Source organism: Leclercia sp. M-A074-M (assembly GCF_965195605.1).
Lineage (GTDB): Bacteria > Pseudomonadota > Gammaproteobacteria > Enterobacterales > Enterobacteriaceae > Enterobacter.
On record NZ_CBDAHM010000004.1, the window covers coordinates 408592 to 428612 of the forward strand.

Annotated in this window: 15 protein-coding genes and 1 other RNA gene; 5 read left to right on the forward strand and 11 right to left on the reverse strand. The window is 56.3% G+C overall.

Features of this window, described 5'->3' with window-relative positions; genetic code table 11:
• Positions 1 to 643 precede the first annotated feature (643 nt).
• Both menI and ACOKCT_RS11635 read right to left on the reverse strand, forming a co-directional pair.
• A complete protein-coding gene (gene menI, locus ACOKCT_RS11630; RefSeq protein WP_103179321.1) occupies positions 644 to 1054 on the reverse strand; it encodes a 1,4-dihydroxy-2-naphthoyl-CoA hydrolase in 411 nt (136 codons plus the stop codon).
• Positions 1051 to 4107, reverse strand: a complete 3057-nt coding sequence (locus tag ACOKCT_RS11635; RefSeq protein WP_159339065.1) for an FAD-binding and (Fe-S)-binding domain-containing protein — start codon at positions 4105 to 4107, stop codon at positions 1051 to 1053. The genes menI and ACOKCT_RS11635 overlap by 4 nt, the downstream gene beginning before the upstream one ends.
• Positions 4108 to 4313: 206 nt before the next feature.
• Between ACOKCT_RS11635 and ydiK the strand changes: the two genes are divergently transcribed.
• Both ydiK and rprA read left to right on the forward strand, forming a co-directional pair.
• Entirely contained in the window at positions 4314 to 5426 is a 1113-nt protein-coding gene (ydiK, locus tag ACOKCT_RS11640) for an AI-2E family transporter YdiK (RefSeq protein ID WP_420193510.1), read from the forward strand.
• Between the two features lie 188 nt (positions 5427 to 5614).
• Positions 5615 to 5725, forward strand: an RNA gene (gene rprA / locus ACOKCT_RS11645) — antisense sRNA RprA.
• 44 nt (positions 5726 to 5769) lie between these two features.
• On the opposite strand, the gene ACOKCT_RS11650 is transcribed toward rprA, so the two are convergent.
• From ACOKCT_RS11650 to ppsA, 3 genes are all read right to left on the reverse strand, one after another.
• Entirely contained in the window at positions 5770 to 8151 is a 2382-nt protein-coding gene (locus ACOKCT_RS11650; protein ID WP_263950918.1) for a glycoside hydrolase family 3 N-terminal domain-containing protein, read from the reverse strand.
• 3 nt (positions 8152 to 8154) lie between these two features.
• Complete coding sequence (locus ACOKCT_RS11655; protein WP_103179317.1) at positions 8155 to 9555, reverse strand: MFS transporter; 1401 nt, start codon at positions 9553 to 9555, stop codon at positions 8155 to 8157.
• A gap of 236 nt (positions 9556 to 9791) precedes the next feature.
• Positions 9792 to 12170, reverse strand: coding sequence for a phosphoenolpyruvate synthase (ppsA, locus tag ACOKCT_RS11660; RefSeq protein WP_103179316.1), 2379 nt, complete (start codon positions 12168 to 12170; stop codon positions 9792 to 9794).
• 337 nt (positions 12171 to 12507) lie between these two features.
• On the opposite strand from ppsA, the gene ppsR reads away from it, so the two are divergent.
• The 3 genes from ppsR to hemP all read left to right on the forward strand — a co-directional run bounded on the left by ppsR (position 12508) and on the right by hemP (position 14935).
• On the forward strand, positions 12508 to 13341 hold the full coding sequence (gene ppsR, locus ACOKCT_RS11665) for a pyruvate, water dikinase regulatory protein (protein WP_103179315.1): 834 nt from the start codon (positions 12508 to 12510) through the stop codon (positions 13339 to 13341).
• A 153-nt stretch (positions 13342 to 13494) separates the two neighbouring features.
• Positions 13495 to 14541: a 3-deoxy-7-phosphoheptulonate synthase AroH gene (gene aroH, locus ACOKCT_RS11670; RefSeq protein WP_159339068.1), complete on the forward strand. Its 1047-nt coding sequence runs from the start codon at positions 13495 to 13497 to the stop codon at positions 14539 to 14541.
• Between the two features lie 199 nt (positions 14542 to 14740).
• Positions 14741 to 14935, forward strand: a complete 195-nt coding sequence (gene hemP / locus ACOKCT_RS11675; RefSeq protein WP_159339069.1) for a hemin uptake protein HemP — start codon at positions 14741 to 14743, stop codon at positions 14933 to 14935.
• 33 nt (positions 14936 to 14968) lie between these two features.
• Here the strand turns inward: hemP and selO are convergent, their stop codons facing one another.
• The 6 genes from selO to btuC form a co-directional block, all read right to left on the reverse strand.
• The gene (gene selO, locus ACOKCT_RS11680; RefSeq protein WP_156654362.1) at positions 14969 to 16411 is read right to left on the reverse strand and encodes a protein adenylyltransferase SelO; all 1443 of its coding nucleotides are present in this window, start codon (positions 16409 to 16411) and stop codon (positions 14969 to 14971) included.
• 64 nt (positions 16412 to 16475) lie between these two features.
• Positions 16476 to 17186 (reverse strand): EAL domain-containing protein, encoded by a 711-nt coding sequence (locus ACOKCT_RS11685; protein ID WP_214421877.1) that lies wholly within the window; start codon positions 17184 to 17186, stop codon positions 16476 to 16478.
• Between the two features lie 285 nt (positions 17187 to 17471).
• Positions 17472 to 17936, reverse strand: coding sequence for an NlpC/P60 family protein (locus ACOKCT_RS11690; protein ID WP_103179311.1), 465 nt, complete (start codon positions 17934 to 17936; stop codon positions 17472 to 17474).
• A gap of 72 nt (positions 17937 to 18008) precedes the next feature.
• Positions 18009 to 18764, reverse strand: a complete 756-nt coding sequence (gene btuD, locus ACOKCT_RS11695; RefSeq protein ID WP_159339072.1) for a vitamin B12 ABC transporter ATP-binding protein BtuD — start codon at positions 18762 to 18764, stop codon at positions 18009 to 18011.
• Complete coding sequence (locus ACOKCT_RS11700; RefSeq protein WP_159339073.1) at positions 18764 to 19315, reverse strand: glutathione peroxidase; 552 nt, start codon at positions 19313 to 19315, stop codon at positions 18764 to 18766. Before ACOKCT_RS11700 ends, btuD begins: the two co-directional genes overlap by 1 nt.
• A 35-nt stretch (positions 19316 to 19350) precedes the next feature.
• Positions 19351 to 20021 (reverse strand): vitamin B12 ABC transporter permease BtuC (gene btuC / locus ACOKCT_RS11705; protein ID WP_420193511.1); only part of this gene is annotated, 671 nt, incomplete at its 5' end.

Below are 20021 nucleotides of genomic sequence, written 5' to 3' on the forward strand. Positions count from 1 at the left end.
TCTCTTGATAATCTTGATGATTAACAGAACAAATCGACCATAATGGTCAAAAGTTAAAATATGTATAGAAAATGCCTATTTTTGGAATAGCCAGATAGATAAGACGCAAGGACAGAGGATCTCCTGAAGGGCGGTGCCAGGTGAGCCAGGCTCTCCAGGATTGAGGCATGACCTTATTTGGGTACTTTGGGCCAACAGGCAAACCTGCGCCCCAGCAGGGTTTTTCTTTTTGTAAGCGTATTCTGAATCTCAGTCGGAAGGGTGAGGCGAACGCCGCCGGGTGCGCTATGCTTCGGCAAAAGGGCAGCATACGGAGGGGAAAATGCTCATTGCAGTTGTGACCATCGCCATCGTTGCCGTCGTCATAACCGGTCTGGTTATCCTGTCTGCCATGCAGGACATTAACAACGATTACTGAATGCAGTAAAAAGAAAGCCCTTAAGACTACCAGAAGTAATCTTAAGGGCTTCTCGCTCCATCCGGCGCTTATCTCCGGCACTCAATATGGCTTAGCTCTTGAAGGAGTATAGGAATAATCTCATAAACCTTGACGCGCGAATTAACATTTCTTGCGGCCCGCCAGTAAGTCTCCCTTTTTCAAGGTGATAAGAAAGAAAAAAGGCCGCTTTTGCGGCCTTTCGCTTTAGATCACAGCCGTAGTCAGCCGCGACGAGCAGCACAAGCGATTCTGTTCATCCAGGATCTCAATCTCCCAGACCTGATGGCGTGAGCCAGCATGCAGCGCACGGCAGACGCCGCGCACCCGGCCGCTGCGCACGGAACGAATATGGTTGGCATTCACCTCCAGCCCCACCACCTTCTGCTCTCCTTCGGTGCAGAGATAGCCCGCCACCGAGCCCAGGGTTTCGGCCAGCACCACCGACGCACCGCCGTGCAGCAGCCCAAAGGGCTGATGGGTGCGGCTGTCGACCGGCATAGTGGCCTCCAGTTCATCCTCGCCGATACGGGTAAACTGGATATCCAGCAACCCCACCATATTCCCGTCGCCCATGGCGTTTAACGCCTGTAACGTGACAGCCCGTTTCCAGATCATCCCATAATCTCCAGTAAGGCCTGCAGTGGATGGCGCACGCCGTTGCCCTCGACGCGTTTGACCTGGCTGCGGCAGGAGTAGCCGGTCGCCAGGCAGCGGTTGCGCGGCAGGCGCTGCATCGCCTGGTGCCAGGAGAGCTCATAGATCCCCAGCGAGTTCGCATGGTTCACCACCTCGTGCCCGTAGGTTCCGGCCATGCCGCAACAGCCAACGCTGACGCTCTCCAGCTTCGCGCCAAAACGGGCAAAGATGGCCGACCACTGTGCTGGCGCGCCCGGCAATGCGGTTACTTCTGTACAGTGTCCGAACAGATACCACGCCTCGCCGCTGGTCTCCTGGGCGGGTTGCGCATCGAGGATCGTCGGCAGCCACTCATGTACCAGCATGACGTGGAAGTCGCCGCGCTTGTCACCGAGGGTCTGCTTGTACTCATCGCGATAGCAGAGCACCAGCGCCGGATCGACCCCAACCATCGGCATACCCAGCTGCGCCACCCGGTTAAGGAAATCCGAGGTTTTTTGCGCGGTTTTCGCAAAGCGGTTGAGGAAACCTTTGATGTGCTGCGCCTTGCCGTTCGGTGAAAACGGCAGCAGCACCGGCTGGTAGCCTAACCGCTCGGCAAGACGAATAAAGTCCGCTACCACCTGGGCATCGTAATAGCTGGTAAAGGGATCCTGCACCACCAGCACCGTTTTCGCTTTTTGCTCTGCGCTCAGCGCCTCAAGCTGCTCGAGGGTCAGGTTGGCAGAGCGGTGGCCGACCATCTGACGCTGCAGGGAGGGCGTGGAGAGCAGCGGCAGGTCGATCATGCCGATATGCTTCTCGGAAAGTTTCCGTACCAGCGGCTGGTTAATAAAGAAGTTAAAGGTGCGCGGCGCGCGGGCCATCAGCGGGGCATAACTCTCCACCGTCGCGACCAGGTGATCGCGCATCGGGCGCAGATACCGGCTGTGATAGAGCTGCAGGAAGCGGGAGCGGAACTCCGGCACGTCGATCTTAATCGGGCACTGGGTAGAGCAGGCTTTACAGGCCAGGCAGCCCGACATCGCCTCTTTCACCTCGTGGGAGAAGTCGTACTCCCCTTTACGCGCATGCCAGCTGTTGCGGGTGCGATCGATAAGGGTGCGCAGGCTGGCGCGTTTCTCCGGCAACTCTTTCTCCAGCGCAAGCGGATCGACGCCGCGTTCGGCCAGCAGGCGCAGCCACTCGCGCACCAGCGTCGCACGTCCTTTCGGCGAGTGAATGCGGTTGCTGGTGATCTTCATTGACGGGCACATCGGGCTTTTCGCATCGAAGTTAAAGCAAAGGCCGTTGCCGTTACACTCCATCGCCCCGCGCCAGGAGGCGCGCACGGCTATCGGGATCTGGCGGTCAAAGGTGCCACGCTTGACCGCATCCACCTGCATCATCGGGGCATCGACACCCTCCGGCGGACAGATTTTACCGGGGTTGAGGCGGTTGTTCGGGTCAAAGGCCGCTTTGATTTTGCGCAGCTCGCCATAGAGCTGTTCGCCAAAGAAGGCCGGACTGTACTCTGCGCGGAAGCCCTTCCCGTGCTCGCCCCACAGCAGGCCGCCATATTTGGCGGTGAGCGCCACCACCTCATCGGAGATCTGCTTCATCAGGATCTCCTGCTGCGGATCGCACATATCCAGCGCCGGGCGCACGTGCAGCACCCCGGCATCGACATGGCCGAACATGCCGTAGCTCAGGCCGTGGCTGTCGAGCAGAGCGCGGAACTCCACGATATAGTCCGCCAGGTTCTCCGGCGGCACGCAGGTGTCTTCAGCAAACGGTATCGGCTTGGCAGCCCCTTTGGCGTTGCCCAGCAGCCCCACCGCTTTTTTACGCATCGCATAGATACGTTCGATGCCAGCGAGATCGTTACACAGTTGCCAGCCAATCACCCCGCCCTCGCCCCGGGCGATAAGTTCGTCCAGCCGCTGGCACAGGGCAGCGACCTGGCTTTCGATAAGCGCTGCGTCATCGCCAGCAAACTCAACAATGTTCAGGCCCAGCATCTCTTTATCGGGCACGTCAGTGATAAGTTCGCTCACCGAGTGCCAGACGATATCTTCCCGCGCCAGGTTGAGCACTTTTGAGTCGACGGTCTCAACAGACAGCGCCCGGGCATCCACCATAAACGGCGCATTACGCAGCGCAGAGTCGAAGGAGTTGTACTTCACATTCACCAGGCGGCGCACTTTTGGCAGGCGGGTGATATCGAGACGCGCTTCAGTGATAAAGGCCAGCGTCCCTTCTGAGCCGGTGAGGATACGGGTCAAATCGAACTGGCTGAGATCGTTATTAAAGACATGACGCAGATCGTAACCGGTCAGGAAGCGGTTCAGTTTCGGGAATTTATCAATAATCAGCTGGCGGTTATCGCGGCAGCGTTCCAGCACGGTGCGGTAGATGCGCCCGGTGGCGGTGTTGTCCTTGCCGAGCGTTTCGGCAAGCTGAACCGGCACAGGCTGGGTATCAAGAATATCGCCGCCCAGCAGAACTGCCCGCACGCCGAGAACGTGATCGGAGGTTTTACCGTAGACCAGCGAGCCCTGTCCCGAGGCGTCGGTATTGATCATCCCGCCGAGAGTAGCCCGGTTACTGGTCGACAGCTCCGGGGCAAAAAAATAGCCGTAAGGCTTCAGAAACTGATTGAGTTGATCCTTAATCACCCCGGCTTCCACCCGCACCCAACCCTCTTCCGGGTTGATCTCGATAATGCGATTCATGTAGCGGGACATATCGACGACGATCCCCGTGTTAAGCGCCTGGCCGTTGGTGCCAGTGCCGCCGCCGCGAGGGGTGAAAATCAGCGAAGCGAAACGCTCCTGGGAGGCCACACGGGCCAGGAGTGCCACATCAGCGGTAGAACGGGGAAAAACGACTGCATCGGGAAGTAGCTGGTAGATACTGTTGTCGGTCGCCATGGTCAGCCGGTCGGCATAACGTGTGGCGGTATCGCCGGTAAAACCCTGTTGCTCCAGTGCCTGCAAAAAATTAAGCACCAGCTGAACGACGCCGGGTGCCTGAGAAATTTGTGGGATCATTACTGTCGACCCTGCCCAATCTTAAGAGTTGTAGATAATCGTTTGCGTTGTGTCTCACATTTTGTATCACATTTTAAACGTATCCGCCCGACAGAATTACAGGCAGAATCTGCCTGTTAAAAATGGCTGAAATCACTAATGATTGTAGTGATGCGGTTTTATGTTCTCGCCGGTTTGCCGGTGTTCTCAAAAGGTAAATTTCATCTATGGTCAATCGACACCAGCCCAGGGACGTTGCACAAGTTTTGCTGTCGGTGCTGTTTCTGGCAATCATGATTATTGCGTGTCTGTGGATTGTTCAACCCTTTATTCTCGGTTTTGCCTGGGCAGGAACGGTGGTTATCGCCACCTGGCCGCTATTTATTCGTCTTGAACGCTTACTGTTTGGTCGCCGGACGCTGGCGGTGCTGGTGATGACGTTGCTCCTGGTCCTGCTCTTTGTCATTCCTGTCGCATTGCTGGTTAATAGCCTGGTTGACGGCAGCGGCCCGCTTATCAGCAGTGTCACCAGCGGCGATATGACGCTGCCGGAGCTGGCCTGGCTCAACGATATCCCGCTGATTGGCGATAAACTCTATGCCGGCTGGCATAACCTGCTGGATATGGGCGGCAGCGCGATTATGGCGAAAGTACGGCCTTATATTGGCGCCACCACCACCTGGTTTGTGGGTACCGCCGCCCATCTTGGCCGCTTCGTCGTGCACTGCGTACTGATGCTGCTGTTCAGCGCCCTGCTCTACTGGCGCGGCGAGCAGGTAGCGCTGGGCGTTCGCCATTTCGCCACCCGTCTGGCCTCGACACGCGGCGACGCGGCGATGCTGCTGGCGGCGCAGGCCGTGCGGGCCGTGGCTTTAGGTGTGGTGGTGACTGCTCTGGTGCAGTCGGTGCTGGGCGGTGTGGGTCTGGCGATCGCCGGGGTGCCTTACGCCACCCTCTTTACGGTGCTGATGCTGTTAACCTGCCTGATGCAGCTGGGGCCATTGCTGGTTCTGGTCCCGGCGATTGTCTGGCTCTACTGGAGCGGCGATACCACCTGGGGCACCTTCCTGCTGGTGTGGAGCTGCGTGGTGGGCACGATGGATAACGTTATCCGCCCGATTCTGATTCGCATGGGTGCCGACCTGCCGTTGATTCTGATCCTCTCCGGCGTTATCGGGGGGCTGATTGCGTTTGGGATGATCGGCCTGTTTATCGGACCGGTACTGCTGGCCGTCTCCTGGCGACTCTTCTCTGCGTGGGTCCATGAGGTCCCGCTGCCGCCAACCGATCCTGATGTGCTGCTTGCCGCCCTTAACGAAACGGACGAGGTCAAAAAGTAACGCTCCCGTTCTGGTGGGTTCGCCCACCAGAATGTTAAGCACCACTTATCAATTTGATTTCCCTTAAGCGCTGCTAAAGCCTCTCCTGCTCGTAATTCCTTCAATCTACTTCATAAATTCTTCATGCTTCTTAAACTATTGAGACGAATCTGATCGACGCAAAAATTCCCTATGCCTACTATTAGGTCACGGTTATGAATCAACAACACCTTGATTTATAAGCATGGAAATCCCCTGAGTGAAACAACGAATTGCTGTGTGTAGTCTTTGCCCATCTCCCACGATGGGCTTTTTTTTATCCTGCAAACCAGGCGGGAGAAAAGATTCCCGCCTTTACAGCACCTTAGCTCGCGCTCTTCTCAACCGTGCAGTGACTCACCATACGCCACTCGCAAGGTAATACCCGGGTGTCGCCCGTCGCCTCGACAGTGACCACCTCGCGAATATCCGCCGACGATGCCCCGACCTGCAATTCAAACTCGCCCGGCTCAACCACGCGTTTGCCGTCCCGGCGCGTAAAGTTGAAGAGATCCACAGGCAGGGTAAAGGTGAGCGTGGCGCTTTCACCCGGAGACAGCGTGACGCGCTGGAAGGCTTTTAGCTCCTGCAAGGGCCGCACCTGGCTGGCGACTTTATCCCGGACGTAAACCTGGACCACTTCGCTCCCGCTGCGCTCGCCGCTGTTTTTCACGTCGATGCTCAGCGTCACCTCGCCGTCGACGGGCACCCTGCTCTCAGCCAGCCGTGCGGCTCCCCAGCTGAAGGTGGTCCAGCCCAGGCCATAGCCAAAGGGATAGCGAGCCCCAAAGTGGAAGGCGAACGGCGTACCGCCGCTTTTCAGCTTGTGGTTGTAGTAGAAAGGCATTGCCCCCGCGCTTTTCGGTACGCTGACCACCAGCCTGCCCTGTGGCTCTGCCCGCCCGGTCAGTACATCGGCGATGGCCCAGCCGCCTTCCTGACCCGGCGCCCAGGCCATCATCAGGGCCGCTACGCGATCTTCCAGCCCCTGCAGGTTGTATGGCCGCCCTCCCGTCATCACCACGATCACCGGTTTACCGGTCGCCACCAGCGCCTCCAGCAACTGCTGCTGTACGCCGGGCAGATTCAGGCTGTCCGTATCCGAGCCCTCACCCACGGTGCCGCTCTGGAACAGGCCCGCCAGGTCCCCCACGCATGCCACTACCACATCGCTGTCGTTGGCGACCCGCACGGCTTGCGGGATAAGGTGGGTATCCTGCGAAACCGGTGACTGCTGCATCGGTTTGCCGCTGCTGTCCCCCGGGAAAACCGGGGCCCCCGCCATACGTTTTTCGATGATATGGCACCCTTGCGCATACTGAACGTGGCCCTCGCCCAGGTAGTGTTTCAGCGCCTGCAGCGGGGTGGTCACCTGGGCGGTCTCTTCCACCATGTCACTGATGATCAAATGGACCGGGAAGCTGTAGCCACTTAACAGCGCCAGCGGATCGTCCGCCGTGGGCCCAACCACCGCCACGCGAGGTTTGCCGGAGAGAGGCAGTACGCCGCGGTTCTCCAGCAGGGTGAGCGAGCGCGTCGCCACCTCGCGGGCCACCCGGCGAGTCTCGTCACTTTGCAGATCGATGGCGTTTTCGTCGGCATAGGGATGTTCAAAGAGCCCAAGGCGGAATTTTTCGGTCAGTATGCGGGCGACGATCTCATCCACTTTCTCCATGGCCATCAGGCCCCGCTCCACCGCCCCGGCCAGATGCCGGGCGCAGTCATCTTTTGGCAGTTCGACGTCCAGCCCGGCGTTAAAGGCCAGCGCGGCCGATTCGGCTGCATCGTGGGCTATCCCATGGTGCTGATGCAACAGACTCACGCCGCCGTAATCCGCCACGATGATGCCGTCAAAGCCCCACTGCTCGCGCAGCACGGTGGTGAGCAGGAAGTGGTCGCTGTGGCCGGGTTGATTATCAATATCGTGATAAGCCGGCATCACTGACCCGGCATTCGCCAGCTTCACCGCCATCTCAAAAGGCAGCAGGAAGGTGTCGTTGAGTTCGCTGAAACCAAGATGGACCGGGGCGTGGTTGCGCGCCCCTTCGCTAAAGGAGTGGCCAACATAGTGCTTGAGGGTCGCCAGCAGATCGCGCTTATCGCCCTGCAAGCCCTTCACATATGCCGTTGCCATCACCCCCACCAGCCACGGGTCCTCGCCAAAGGTCTCTTCTGTTCGTCCCCATCGCACGTCGCGGGAGACGTCCAGCACCGGTGCCAGCCCCTGTTGGCAGCCAACCGAGCGAGCCTCTTTACCTATCTGTTCAGCGGCACGCTGCACCAGCTCCGGATCCCAGGTTGAACCGTAGTTCAGTGAGGAGGGAAACAGGGTGGCGTCTTTACACAGCAGCCCCACCAGGCACTCTTCGTGGAACAGCGCCGGTATACCGAGCCGCGTCTCCTCCATCATCATGCGTTGCAGACGGTTAGCGGCGCGCACGCCGGTTCTGGCATCAACAATGTGGGTGCCCAGCGGACGGGTGATCTGCCCGACGCCCAGCTTCAGGCGTTCGCTCAGGGCGGCCTGTTCACTTACGCCGGCAAATTCATCGCTCAAATCGCTACGCTCACGGTGGTTGCCGTTCTCATCGAGGATCAGCCAGTAAGCGTGCATCTGGGCAAATTTCTCTTCCGGGGTCATGCGCGCCAGTAAGTCGGCGACGCGCTCCTGCACGGGACGGCCCGCATCCTTGTAAATAGCAGTCATCAGTTACTCCTGAGTTGCGGAATGAATTGCCGGGCTGAGGTGCCCTGCCTCGTTACGGGTTTCACGTTTGCTGGCGAGTTCACGCGCAATGGTATCCACCAGTCGGCTGTTGAGCTTGTAGACAGCCAGCAGCAGCACCATGCAAATAAACAGGCCGCAGGGGATCAGGGTGAACAAGGCGTTGATCGTAGAGAGCACGTGCGGGGCCTGGGTGGCCTCTCCCGGCGCGTAATCCACCATCCCCAGCACCCAGCCCACCACGGCACCGCCCAGCGCAAGACCAAATTTGATGGCGAACAGCGCAGTAGAGAACACCAGCCCGTCGAGTCGGCGACCGCTGCGATGCTCTTCGTAGTCCACCACGTCCGAGAACATGGTCCACTGGAGCGGCGTGGTCAGGTTTTGTATGAAGCTGAAGATGATATTCAAACCAAAGATCAGCCAGACCTGGGAAGGCGGAATGAAGAAAATCAGCGCGCCAAAAATAACGAAGGTAATAATGGTCCACTGATAAGCGCGAACCCGGTCAAATTTTCCCAGCAGGCGTTCGGATAATAAGGCACCGCTCAGCGAAGCCACCATCCCAGAGACAATAAAGGCAAAAATCAGTTCGGGGCGCAGCAGAACATATTTCACGTAATACATCGTTGCTGACCCACGCGTGACCACCGCGGTAAGCAGGAGAATATTGAACAGAAAAACGATTCGCCACTGGCTATTTCCGGCCAGCAGTTTTAAATCCGTCAGCATTGAGCCCGAGGTGTCATTACGGGGAGAATAACGTTCGCGGGTCATAAAGAAACAGCAGAAGAATAAGATAATGCCTAATAACCCCATAAGGCTCATGGCATAAAAATAGCCCTTCTGAACGTTATCATTGCCTAAATAAGAGACCAGCGGTAAGGCGATAACCGTGACGATCAGACCGCCGATAAACGACAAACCAAAACGCCAGGATTGCAGGGAGTGGCGCTCGCGCGGATCCAGCGTCAGAGCGCCGGGCATTGCGCAGTAAGGCACGTTAATGGCGGAGTAGATAAGGCTTAAAATAGCGTAGGTTACGCAGGCATAGATAATTTTTGCCGTGGCGCCTACGTCCGGAACATAGAAGGTAATCAGGCAGCTGACGCCAAACGGAATGGCGAACCAGAGCAGCCAGGGGCGAAAACGACCGTGGCGGGTTTGGGTGCGATCGACCAGCGCCCCAATACAGGGATCGACAAAGGCATCCACCACCCTGACGACTAAAAACATGGTACCCATAATGGCCGCAGGCAGGCCAAAAACATCGGTATAAAAGTAGGCCAAAAATAACGTCGCGGTTTGCCAAACCAGCGCGCTGGCCATATCACCTAATCCATAGCCTATTTTATCCTTCGTACTCAATACAGAGGAAATTGTCATTTTTAATGAGCCTTTTTATCAGGTTAAAATTATTTCAACCAGCTGCGCAAGAATCAGATTCGTGCGCATTCGAGGCTCAATTATTAGCAACGCTTTGCCCGCTAACAATTGTCTAAATTAACAGACAAATTATGATATTTAGTTTTTTGATTTATTTGTGATGGAGAGCAAGTCTCGGGGGAAATAAAAAAGGTGAGGATCAATATCCTCACCTTTTATCGTGCAGAAGCTGAATGTTACTTTTTCAGTTCGGCCAGGCTCAGCCAGGTTTGTACCACGGTGTCCGGGTTGAGGGAGAGACTGTCGATCCCCTCGTCCATCAGCCATGCGGCAAAGTCTTCATGGTCGGACGGGCCCTGACCACAGATACCCACGTACTTACCCTGCTTCTTCGCGGCGCGGATGGCCATCGACAGCAGCGCTTTAACCGCCTCGTTACGCTCATCAAACAGCGCGGAAACCACGCCGGAGTCGCGATCCAGACCCAGCGCCAGCTGCGTCATATCGTTCGAGCCGATAGAGAAGCCGTCGAAGTGTTCCAGGAACTGCTCTGCCAGCAGGGCGTTGGACGGGATCTCACACATCATAATGATTTTGAGCCCGTTCTCGCCGCGCTTCAGCCCCTGACGCGCCAGTTCGTCAATGACCGCTTTCGCCTGATCCACGGTCCGCACGAACGGCACCATGATCTCAACATTGGTCAGCCCCATATCGTTACGCACGCGTTTTACCGCCTCGCACTCCAGGGCAAAGCAGTCGCGGAAGCTGTCAGAGACATAACGACCGGCGCCACGGAAGCCCAGCATCGGGTTCTCTTCTTCTGGTTCATAACGCTCGCCGCCCACCAGGTTGGCATATTCGTTAGATTTGAAGTCGGAGAGACGCACGATGACGCGTTTCGGGAAGAATGCCGCACCCAGCGTCGCAATCCCTTCAGTCAGACGGCCAACGTAGAACTCTTTCGGCGAGTCGTAGCCCTTCATCATCTCGCGGATCTCTTTTTGCAGCTTCTGATCCTGGTCGTCGAACTCCAGCAGCGCACGCGGGTGAACCCCGATCATACGGTTGATGATGAACTCCAGTCGCGCCAGGCCAACGCCTTCGTTTGGCAGGCAGGCGAAGTCAAACGCCCGGTCCGGGTTGCCGACGTTCATCATAATCTTCAGCGGCAGATCCGGCATGGTATCCACGCTGGAGCTCTTCACGCTGAAGTCCAGCAGCTCCGCGTAGACATAACCGGTGTCGCCTTCGGCGCAGGAGACGGTGACGTTCTCATCGTCCTTCATACGTTCCGTGGCGTCACCACAGCCGACGACCGCCGGAATACCCAGCTCACGGGCGATGATCGCCGCGTGACAGGTGCGACCGCCACGGTTGGTGACAATTGCCGAGGCCTTTTTCATGATCGGTTCCCAGTCCGGGTCGGTCATGTCTGTTACCAGCACGTCCCCCGGCTGGATACGGTTCATTTCGCTGATATCGTGGATAACCTTCACCGGGCCTGCGCCGATGCGGTGGCCGATGGCACGGCCTTCAGCGATGATTTTGCCCTGGGCATGCAGGGTGTAACGCTCCATCACCTGGCCGCGGGAACGGACGGTTTCCGGACGCGCCTGGACGATGAACAGTTTGCCGGTGTTACCGTCTTTCGCCCATTCGATATCCATCGGACGGCCATAGTGCTTCTCAATCTGCACCGCCTGCTTCGCCAGCTCCTGCACCTCGGCATCGGTCAGCGAGAAGCGATCGCACTGTTCCTGCGGCACATCTTCAATGCGAACCTGCTTGCCGTGCTCCTGGGTTGGGGCGTAAACCATGCGGATCTTTTTCGACCCCATGGTACGGCGCACGATAGCCGGGCGATCCGCAGCCAGGGTTGGCTTGTGAACATAGAATTCGTCAGGGTTGACGGCACCCTGCACCACCATCTCGCCCAGACCCCAGGCAGAGGTGATAAAGACCACCTGATCGAAACCCGATTCGGTATCAATAGAGAACATCACCCCTGATGAGGCCAGATCTGAACGCACCATGCGCTGCACGCCCGCCGAGAGCGCAACGCCACGGTGGTCATAACCCTGATGCACGCGATAGGAGATTGCGCGGTCGTTAAACAGGGAGGCAAACACATGTTTTACCGCCACCAGCACCGCATCGTAGCCCTGCACGTTGAGGAAGGTCTCCTGCTGTCCGGCGAAGGAGGCATCTGGCATATCTTCTGCGGTCGCAGAGGAGCGCACGGCAAAGGAGGCCTGCGCATCGTCAGCGGAAAGCTGGTTGTAGGCGTCGTGAATGGCTTTTTCCAGTTCAGGCTGGAAAGGTGTGTCGATGATCCACTGGCGGATCTGAGCCCCGGCTTTTGCAAGCTCGGAGACATCATCAATGTCCGTATTATCCAGTAGTTCGTAAATGCGCTGGTTTACGCCGCTTTGATCCAGAAAATAGTTAAAAGCATCGGCGGTGGTAGCAAATCCATTCGGTACGGAGACACCCATACTGGACAGATTTGTAATCATTTCACCCAGGGAGGCATTTTTGCCTCCAACTCTGTCTACATCATTCATGCCGAGTTGGTTATACCAAAGCACCAGCGGTGACGAGCCATTGTTGGACATCGAAACAATCCTTTTATGATATATGAACGGGTTTTGAGAAGTTCCTTACTGCGTATTTATACTGTCATATTTATTCGCGCTAAAAAAACGGTGAATCGTGTAAGCACATTTATTTTTTAGCTTTTCAGACTCTTCCCGCTTAAATGCTAACCTAATGATTCTTATGGATTCCCACAAAAATACTCAGACTTTAGGGTGATTTTGAAAAATGAAACACCCCTTTCATTTAAAATAAAAATAGCGTTTCATTTTTATTTTCCGGCCTACATTGCCTGTTGTATTTTACTTTTTTAATTTATGCTTTCAGTCAATTACATCTGATATACGAGTGTGCAAAATGGATAATGCTGTCGATCGCCACGTTTTTTATATTTCCGATGGTACGGCCATCACCGCCGAAGTACTGGGCCACGCAGTCATGTCGCAGTTCCCGGTTTCCATTAACAGCATCACCCTGCCGTTTGTAGAAAACGAGAGCCGCGCCAGAGCGGTGAAAGATCAAATCGATGCCATTTTTCAGCAGACCGGCGTGCGCCCGCTGGTCTTCTATTCGATTGTCATCCCGGAGATTCGCCAGATCATTTTGCAGAGCGAAGGCTTTTGCCAGGATATCGTCCAGGCGCTGGTGGCCCCTCTACAACAGGAGATGAAACTGGATCCCACCCCGGTGGCGCACCGCACCCACGGCCTGAACCCGGCGAACATCATTAAATATGACGCGCGTATCGCCGCCATCGATTACACTCTCGCCCATGACGACGGCATTTCGCTGCGTAATCTCGATCAGGCCCAGGTCATTCTGCTCGGGGTGTCGCGCTGCGGTAAGACCCCTACCAGCCTCTATCTGGCGATGCAGTTCGGGATCCGCGCCGCCAACTACCCCTTCATCGCCGATGACATGGATAATCTGGTGCTTCCGGCAGCGTTAAAACCCCTGCAACATAAGCTGTTTGGTCTGACCATTAACCCGGAACGCCTGGCGGCCATCCGTGAAGAGCGCCGGGAAAACAGCCGCTACGCCTCGATGCGCCAGTGCCGTATGGAGGTGGCTGAAGTCGAAGCCCTGTACCGAAAAAACAATATTCCGTGTCTGAACAGCACCAACTATTCGGTCGAAGAGATCGCCACCAAAATTCTCGATATTATGGGCCTGAATCGCCGCATGTACTAACAGGCTAGTACATTGGTTCATAATCCTTTATACTCGCTCCCCATTACAGGGCACGTCTGTGCCCTGCACTTGAAATCAGCGGGGATTGGTTTAAGGTGATGCCCATCACTTCCCGGTAAGTTACCGATGAAGCACTACATTCTGAGAAATACCATGAATAAAACCGATGAACTGCGCACAGCGCGTATCGATAGCCTGGTGACGCCAGCAGAGCTGGCCCAGCGGTACCCTGTTTCTGCGACAGTAGCCGAACACGTGACAACGTCACGAAAACGTATTGAAAAAATCCTTAATGGGGACGATCGCCGCCTGCTGGTGATTGTCGGTCCCTGCTCTATTCACGACCTCGACGCAGCGATGGACTACGCCCAGCGCCTGAAAGGACTCCGGGATAAACAGCAGTCACGACTGGAGATCGTGATGCGTACCTACTTTGAGAAACCGCGCACGGTGGTAGGCTGGAAGGGGCTGATCTCGGACCCCGATTTAAACGGCAGCTACCGGGTCAATCACGGCATCCAGCTGGCACGTAAACTGCTATTGCAGGTCAACGAACTTGGCGTGCCTACCGCCACTGAATTTCTCGATATGGTGACCGGGCAGTTTATTGCCGATCTCATCAGCTGGGGGGCGATTGGCGCCCGTACCACCGAAAGCCAGATCCACCGTGAAATGGCCTCGGCGCTCTCCTGCCCGGTGGGCTTTAAAAACGGCACCGACGGCAATACCCGCATCGCGGTAGATGCCATCCGCGCCGCCCGCGCCAGCCATATGTTCCTGTCGCCGGACAAGAACGGTCAGATGACCATCTATCAGACCAGCGGCAACCCCTACGGCCATATCATTATGCGCGGCGGCAAACAGCCAAACTATCATCCCCAGGATATCGCGGAAGCCTGCGATACCTTGCGCGAGTTCGACCTGCCGGAACAGCTGGTGGTGGATTTCAGCCACGGTAACTGCCAGAAGCAGCACCGTCGCCAGCTCGACGTCTGCGACGAGGTTTGCCAGCAGATCCGCAACGGCTCCAGCGCCATTGCCGGGGTGATGGCGGAAAGTTTCCTGCGCGAAGGTACGCAAAAAGTGGTGGTCGGCCAGCCTGTTACTTACGGACAGTCAATCACCGATCCTTGCCTGAGCTGGGAAGATACTGAAGTGCTGCTGGATAAACTGGCGGCGGCGGTGGACTCACGCTTTTAGCACCTGCGCCGGGTGGCGGCTACGCCTTACCCGGCCTACAAACCCCTACCGTAGGCCCGGTAAGTTAAGCACCAACGGGCTTTTTTTCAGGTCGCATCTCTCAAGCCTCTCACCTTTTCTCACAAAAAGAGTTGCTGGACCGGTCAGTTTATCGATAATGCTTATCAATGTTACATTGATTGCTATTTTAAAAAATTATATATCACCTATGGATAACAGTGCAGCAACGCTTACCCGTCATGAAGACAAAACCGCGCCAGCCACGGAGGCGACCGATCGCCGTATCGACAGTAAACAGCTGCTGGGCGAAGAGGGACGCGTCATCATTGAGCATCATGGTCAGCACTACCTGTTGCGCCAGACACATGCCGGAAAACTCATCCTCACAAAATAATCCCTTCGCCACCGCAGCCGGTATTCTCACGCGTTAGCTTGAGCAACTCACCTCAAGCCGCTTGCCCCAGTCTGGCGGGCGGCTGATATAGTCATCGTTACGGTCAGCAAACGGCGTCCGCAGGGCCTCATGCAGGCGGTGAAGCTCAGCGTAATCGCCTTTTTCGGCCTGTTCGATCGCCCGCTGCGCCAGCCAGTTACGCAGCACCATCGCCGGGTTGACGGCATTCATTTGGGCCTGACGCACATCGTCGGCAACATTCTCCTGCTGCAGGCGCGCGCGGTAAGACGCAAACCAGTTATCAAAGGCCTGACGGTCGATAAACTCATCGCGAAGCGGCGAAGCGGGGCTCTGCTGCTCGGTTTGCCCCAGCATGCGGAAGGTGCGGGTGTAGTCGCTGCCTTCCCGGGCCATCAGCGCAAACAGGTTATTCAGGATGGTGTTATCGCCCTTCTCCTCGGTCATCAGCCCCAGCTTGCGGCGCATCAGTTTGCCGTATTGCTGCAGGAGCACCTCCTGATAGCTATCCAGCGCGTCGTTGAGCGCTTCAACATCAATGAACGGCGACAGGGTCTGGGCCAGACGCTGCAGGTTCCACAGCCCGACAGCAGGTTGGTTATCAAAGCTGTAACGCCCCTGATAGTCGGAGTGGTTGCAGATATAACCCGGCTGATAGTCATCGAGGAAACCGTACGGGCCATAATCGATAGTCAGCCCGAGAATCGACATGTTATCGGTATTCATTACGCCGTGAGCAAAGCCCACCGTCTGCCAGCTGGCGATCAGGGATGCGGTACGCGCCACCACGTCGCGGAACCAGAGAATGTACTTATCGGCCTCGTCCTGCCACTGCGGCCAGTAGTGACGAATAACAAAATCTGCCAGCTGGCGGACTTTTTCCGGCTCGCGGCGATAGTAGAAGTGTTCAAAATGGCCGAAACGGGCATGGCTCCGGGCAACACGGATCAGCATGGCTCCCTGCTCCATCGTTTCACGCGCGACGGGGGTATCGCTGGTGGCAATCGACAGTGCGCGGGTAGTGGGAATGCCCAGGGCATGCATCGCCTCGGAAGCCAGGCTTTCGCGGATGGTGGAGCGCAGCACGGCGCGACCGTCGCCCATACGCGAGTATGGCGTGAGCCCGGCCCCTTTCAGGTGCCAGTCCATCGTTTGGCCATTGGCAAGCTGCTGTTCGCCAAGCAGGATCCCCCGCCCGTCACCCAGTTGTCCGGCCCAGACGCCGAACTGGTGCCCGCTGTAGACTTGCGCCAGCGGCTGCATGCCCGGCAGCAGCGTTTCGCCGCCAAAGACGCCAGCGCCCTGTTCAGGGCGAAAGAGCGAGGCCGGGATTGCCAGTTCGTCTGCCAGCGCCGTGTTATGCCAGATTAGACGGGCATTGTTCAGGGGCGTGGGTTTCAGTGCCGTGTAAAAACCAGGTAGTTCATCATGCCAGTGCGCGGTAAAAGACAGGGTCATAGGTCCTCCTGCTTTTAGTGTAGTGGGTTTGTCAGATGTTAAACACCGGTTAAGACCAAGGTTATCACTGCACCAGGGACGTGATCCGCTCAAGGGGAACGGCAGGCCAGAGGTTGCCCTGCATGGCACTGAAGCCGTAAACCGACAGCCGTTGCAAGGCGATATCATCATTAACCCCCGCCACCATCAGCGACTGACAGTACGGCGATACCTGGGCAAAGATAGCCCGTAAAAAAGGATCGAAGGTATTTTCAGTAAGATGATTCTGAATGAAATTTTTATCCAGCGCCACGCGTTTAAACATGCCATCAAAAATGGCTTTGGTTGACGCATCCCCGGTTCCGAAATTACCCAACACCAGCGGAAAGCGCAGCGCAAAATTCATTAGCGTGTTATTTAAATTACCTTTATTAAGGTCAGGGTAGTTCTCATAAATGGTGAACTCCAGCCATGGATATCGTTCACATATTGAAACACCTTCGTCTTCTGTTAACAGGTATTCAACGATAACCGGGGAGATATTTATCCAGGCGATGAGCTGATGCTGAATAAAAAAGAGCTTGCAGGTTTCAAGCAAGGCGAGCTGCTCCTGAAACAGCATCAACTCCTGTGCAGGGGTTAGCATAGGCCGCACCAGCTCGGTAGGTATGCGCACCTGGTTGTTAACGCCAACAAAGTTGACGTTTATTTCAAGTCCTTTAAGCGCTCCTGAGTCATGGCGCGCAGGGACTAATAAAAATTCTGTTTGGTACGCAATATCCAGCATCACAATCATGGCATCCGTCCTGATTTAAAGACGATACATGACATCCTGAAACATGTGCTGAAGCAATTCAACCTTATGGATTTTAATAGGAATAAATTCATTCGTTCCTTTTAATTTTCGGATTTTCCTTAGCCCTGAAATAATCTTATCCTGGTTGCTGCTTAATAGCCAGTTTAGCTTAACTACCAGAATTGCATCAAATTAATTCAGACCTCTGGCCTCCCGGTAAATTAAGCCTTAAAACGAATCTCATTTAAAAATTATGCTGCGTCGCGCCCGCCTGGCGCGACGGGGTTAAATACGCCGGGCTTGCCAGAAATTTTTGCGCCAGTAAACGTTGTTGAGAGACGAACGCATTACACCGCGGCTGGTCGAGGCGTGTATAAATTGATTATCGGTATCGTAGATCCCGACATGCAGGCCGCTCTCTCCGGAGCCGGTTTTGAAGAACACCAGATCGCCCGGTAACAGATCGTCTTTATCAATTTCGGTGCCTATAGTTGCCTGCTGGCGCGTTTCTCGCGGCAACTGCAGGGCAAACTTGTCGCGAAAGGTCAGCAGGACAAACCCCGAGCAATCCACCCCACCACGGGTCATGCCGCCGTAACGATAAGGCGTGCCTCCCCAGCTATGGAGTTGATCGTTAAGACCGGCAATTACGGCGATAGAATCAGACAGCCGCGCGTTGGGCGGCGGTGCGCGATGGCTGCTGCATCCTGCAAGAAATAGCGCGGCTACCAGGAGAAAACAGAATCGCATTCCCGATGAATCCTCTGATTTTTTGAATTTTCTGTAATTTAGCCTGTGAATATGTCGCTGTGCAACAAGCGGTTATTCCTGTGACGTCGAAATGATCATTCTGTGACCTTCGATGTCCAGGCGGCGGAAAGACATCTCATACGCTTTCGCCAGATTCGGCGGCGTCAGCACGCTGTCACGCGCCCCGCTGGCAATGAGTTGCCCCCGCTTCAGCAGCCAGACGCGATGCGCGTGGCGTAGCGTATGGTTGAGATCGTGGCTGCTCATGACTACCGCAACCCCCTGCTGTGAAAGTGCGCTCAATGCTCTGTCGAGCGCTACCTGCTGGGCCACATCGAGACTGGTCATGGGTTCATCCAGCAGCAGCAGTTGACCGTGGGGATTGCCCTGGGGATGGATTTGCAGGATCACCGCTGCCAGCCGCACACGCTGCCACTCTCCCCCCGAAAGCTGACTGACGTTTCGGGACAGCTTATCTTCAATACCCAGCATCGCTGCCACGTCACTTAACAGCCCCTTTTGCGGGTTGGTATGCTGATGCAGCGTCAGATAGTGCCAGACCGGCATAGCGAACGGCGCAGTTTGCTGCTGCGCCAGATATGCCCTGCGGCAGGCCAGCGAGGCGGGAGACCAGCGCGAAAGGGGTTCCCCCAGTAAGGTAATGTTCCCTTTACCACCGGTTAAACCCGCCATACGGGAGAGCAGCGTGCTTTTCCCGGCACCGTTCGGCCCGACAAGATGCACGATCTCCCCACCATTGACGGTGCTATCGAGCGGGCCCAGCCGCCCTTTCACCGCTACGGCGCTGAGCTGCATCAGGACGGTCATTAGCTGGCCAGCGCCTTTTCAACCGCAGAGGTGATGGCCGGATCGTCTGGCGTCATATCCGGTGAAAAGCGCTGGATCACCTTCCCGTCGCGACCGATCAGGAACTTCTCGAAGTTCCACAGGATGTCCTCCGGCGAGAGCGGCGCGCGGCCTTTACTGGCCATACGTTCATAAAAACCGCTGCCCTCTGGCGCCAGGGCGGTCGGTGCTGCCGCAATCAGCTTCTGATAAACCGGATGGCGGTTCTCACCGTTAACATCCACTTTACTGAACATCGGGAAGGTCACGCCATAGGTTGTGCTGCAGAATGTTTTGATCTCTTCTTCGCTGCCTGGCTCCTGGCCGAGGAACTGATTGCAAGGGAAGCCCAGCACGCTGAACCCCTCTTTTTCCCGCGCCTTTTGCATCGCTTCCAGTTGCTCATACTGGGACGTCAAACCGCATTTAGAGGCCACGTTAACCACCAGCAGCACTTTGCCTTTGTAGCTTTCCAGAGTGGTCTTTTCTCCATCAATGGTCGTCACTTCGGTGTTCAGAATATCGTTCGGCATAACATTCCCTCAGGTTGATGTTCAGAGTGGCAGCCTTAGCGGCCCGCTTTTAATAATAGCCAGATAAATACCGGTGCTCCCAGCGTAGCGGTGACAACACCAATCGGCAACTCTGCCGCGGTCAGAGCCAGACGCGCAATGATGTCGGCAATAAGCAGCGTAGCGCCGCCTGTCACGGCCGCAGCAGGCAGCAGCAAGCGATGGTCGGTAATCCCGCACAGACGCAGCATATGGGGGATAACGAGGCCGATAAAGCCGATGGCCCCAGACAGCGCCACACTCACCCCCACCATCCAGCCGATGGCGATCACCAGGATGTTGCGCCAGAAGGTTAGCGGCAGTCCCAGTTGGCGAGCAGAAACTTCGCCCAGCACCAGGATGTTCAGCGGCGCTGCCTGAAAGCAGCCCCAGACGATGGCAGGCACCAGCAACAACATTAGCCAGCCCTGTTCCCAATTCACGCCACCGAAGCCGCCCATCATCCAGTACATCAGCTGGCGCAAATCAAATGAGGTAGAAAAATAGACCGCCCAGGTCATCAGGGCGCTACAGATGATGCCCAGCGCCACACCGGCAAGCAACAGACGGCTCACCGAGAGATGACGGCGGGCGAAGCGCAACAGAATAAGGGTAATGATGAGCGCGCCGGCAATGGCACAGAGGCTCAGTTCCCCTCCTGACAGGGCTCCCCCACCCAGCATTACTG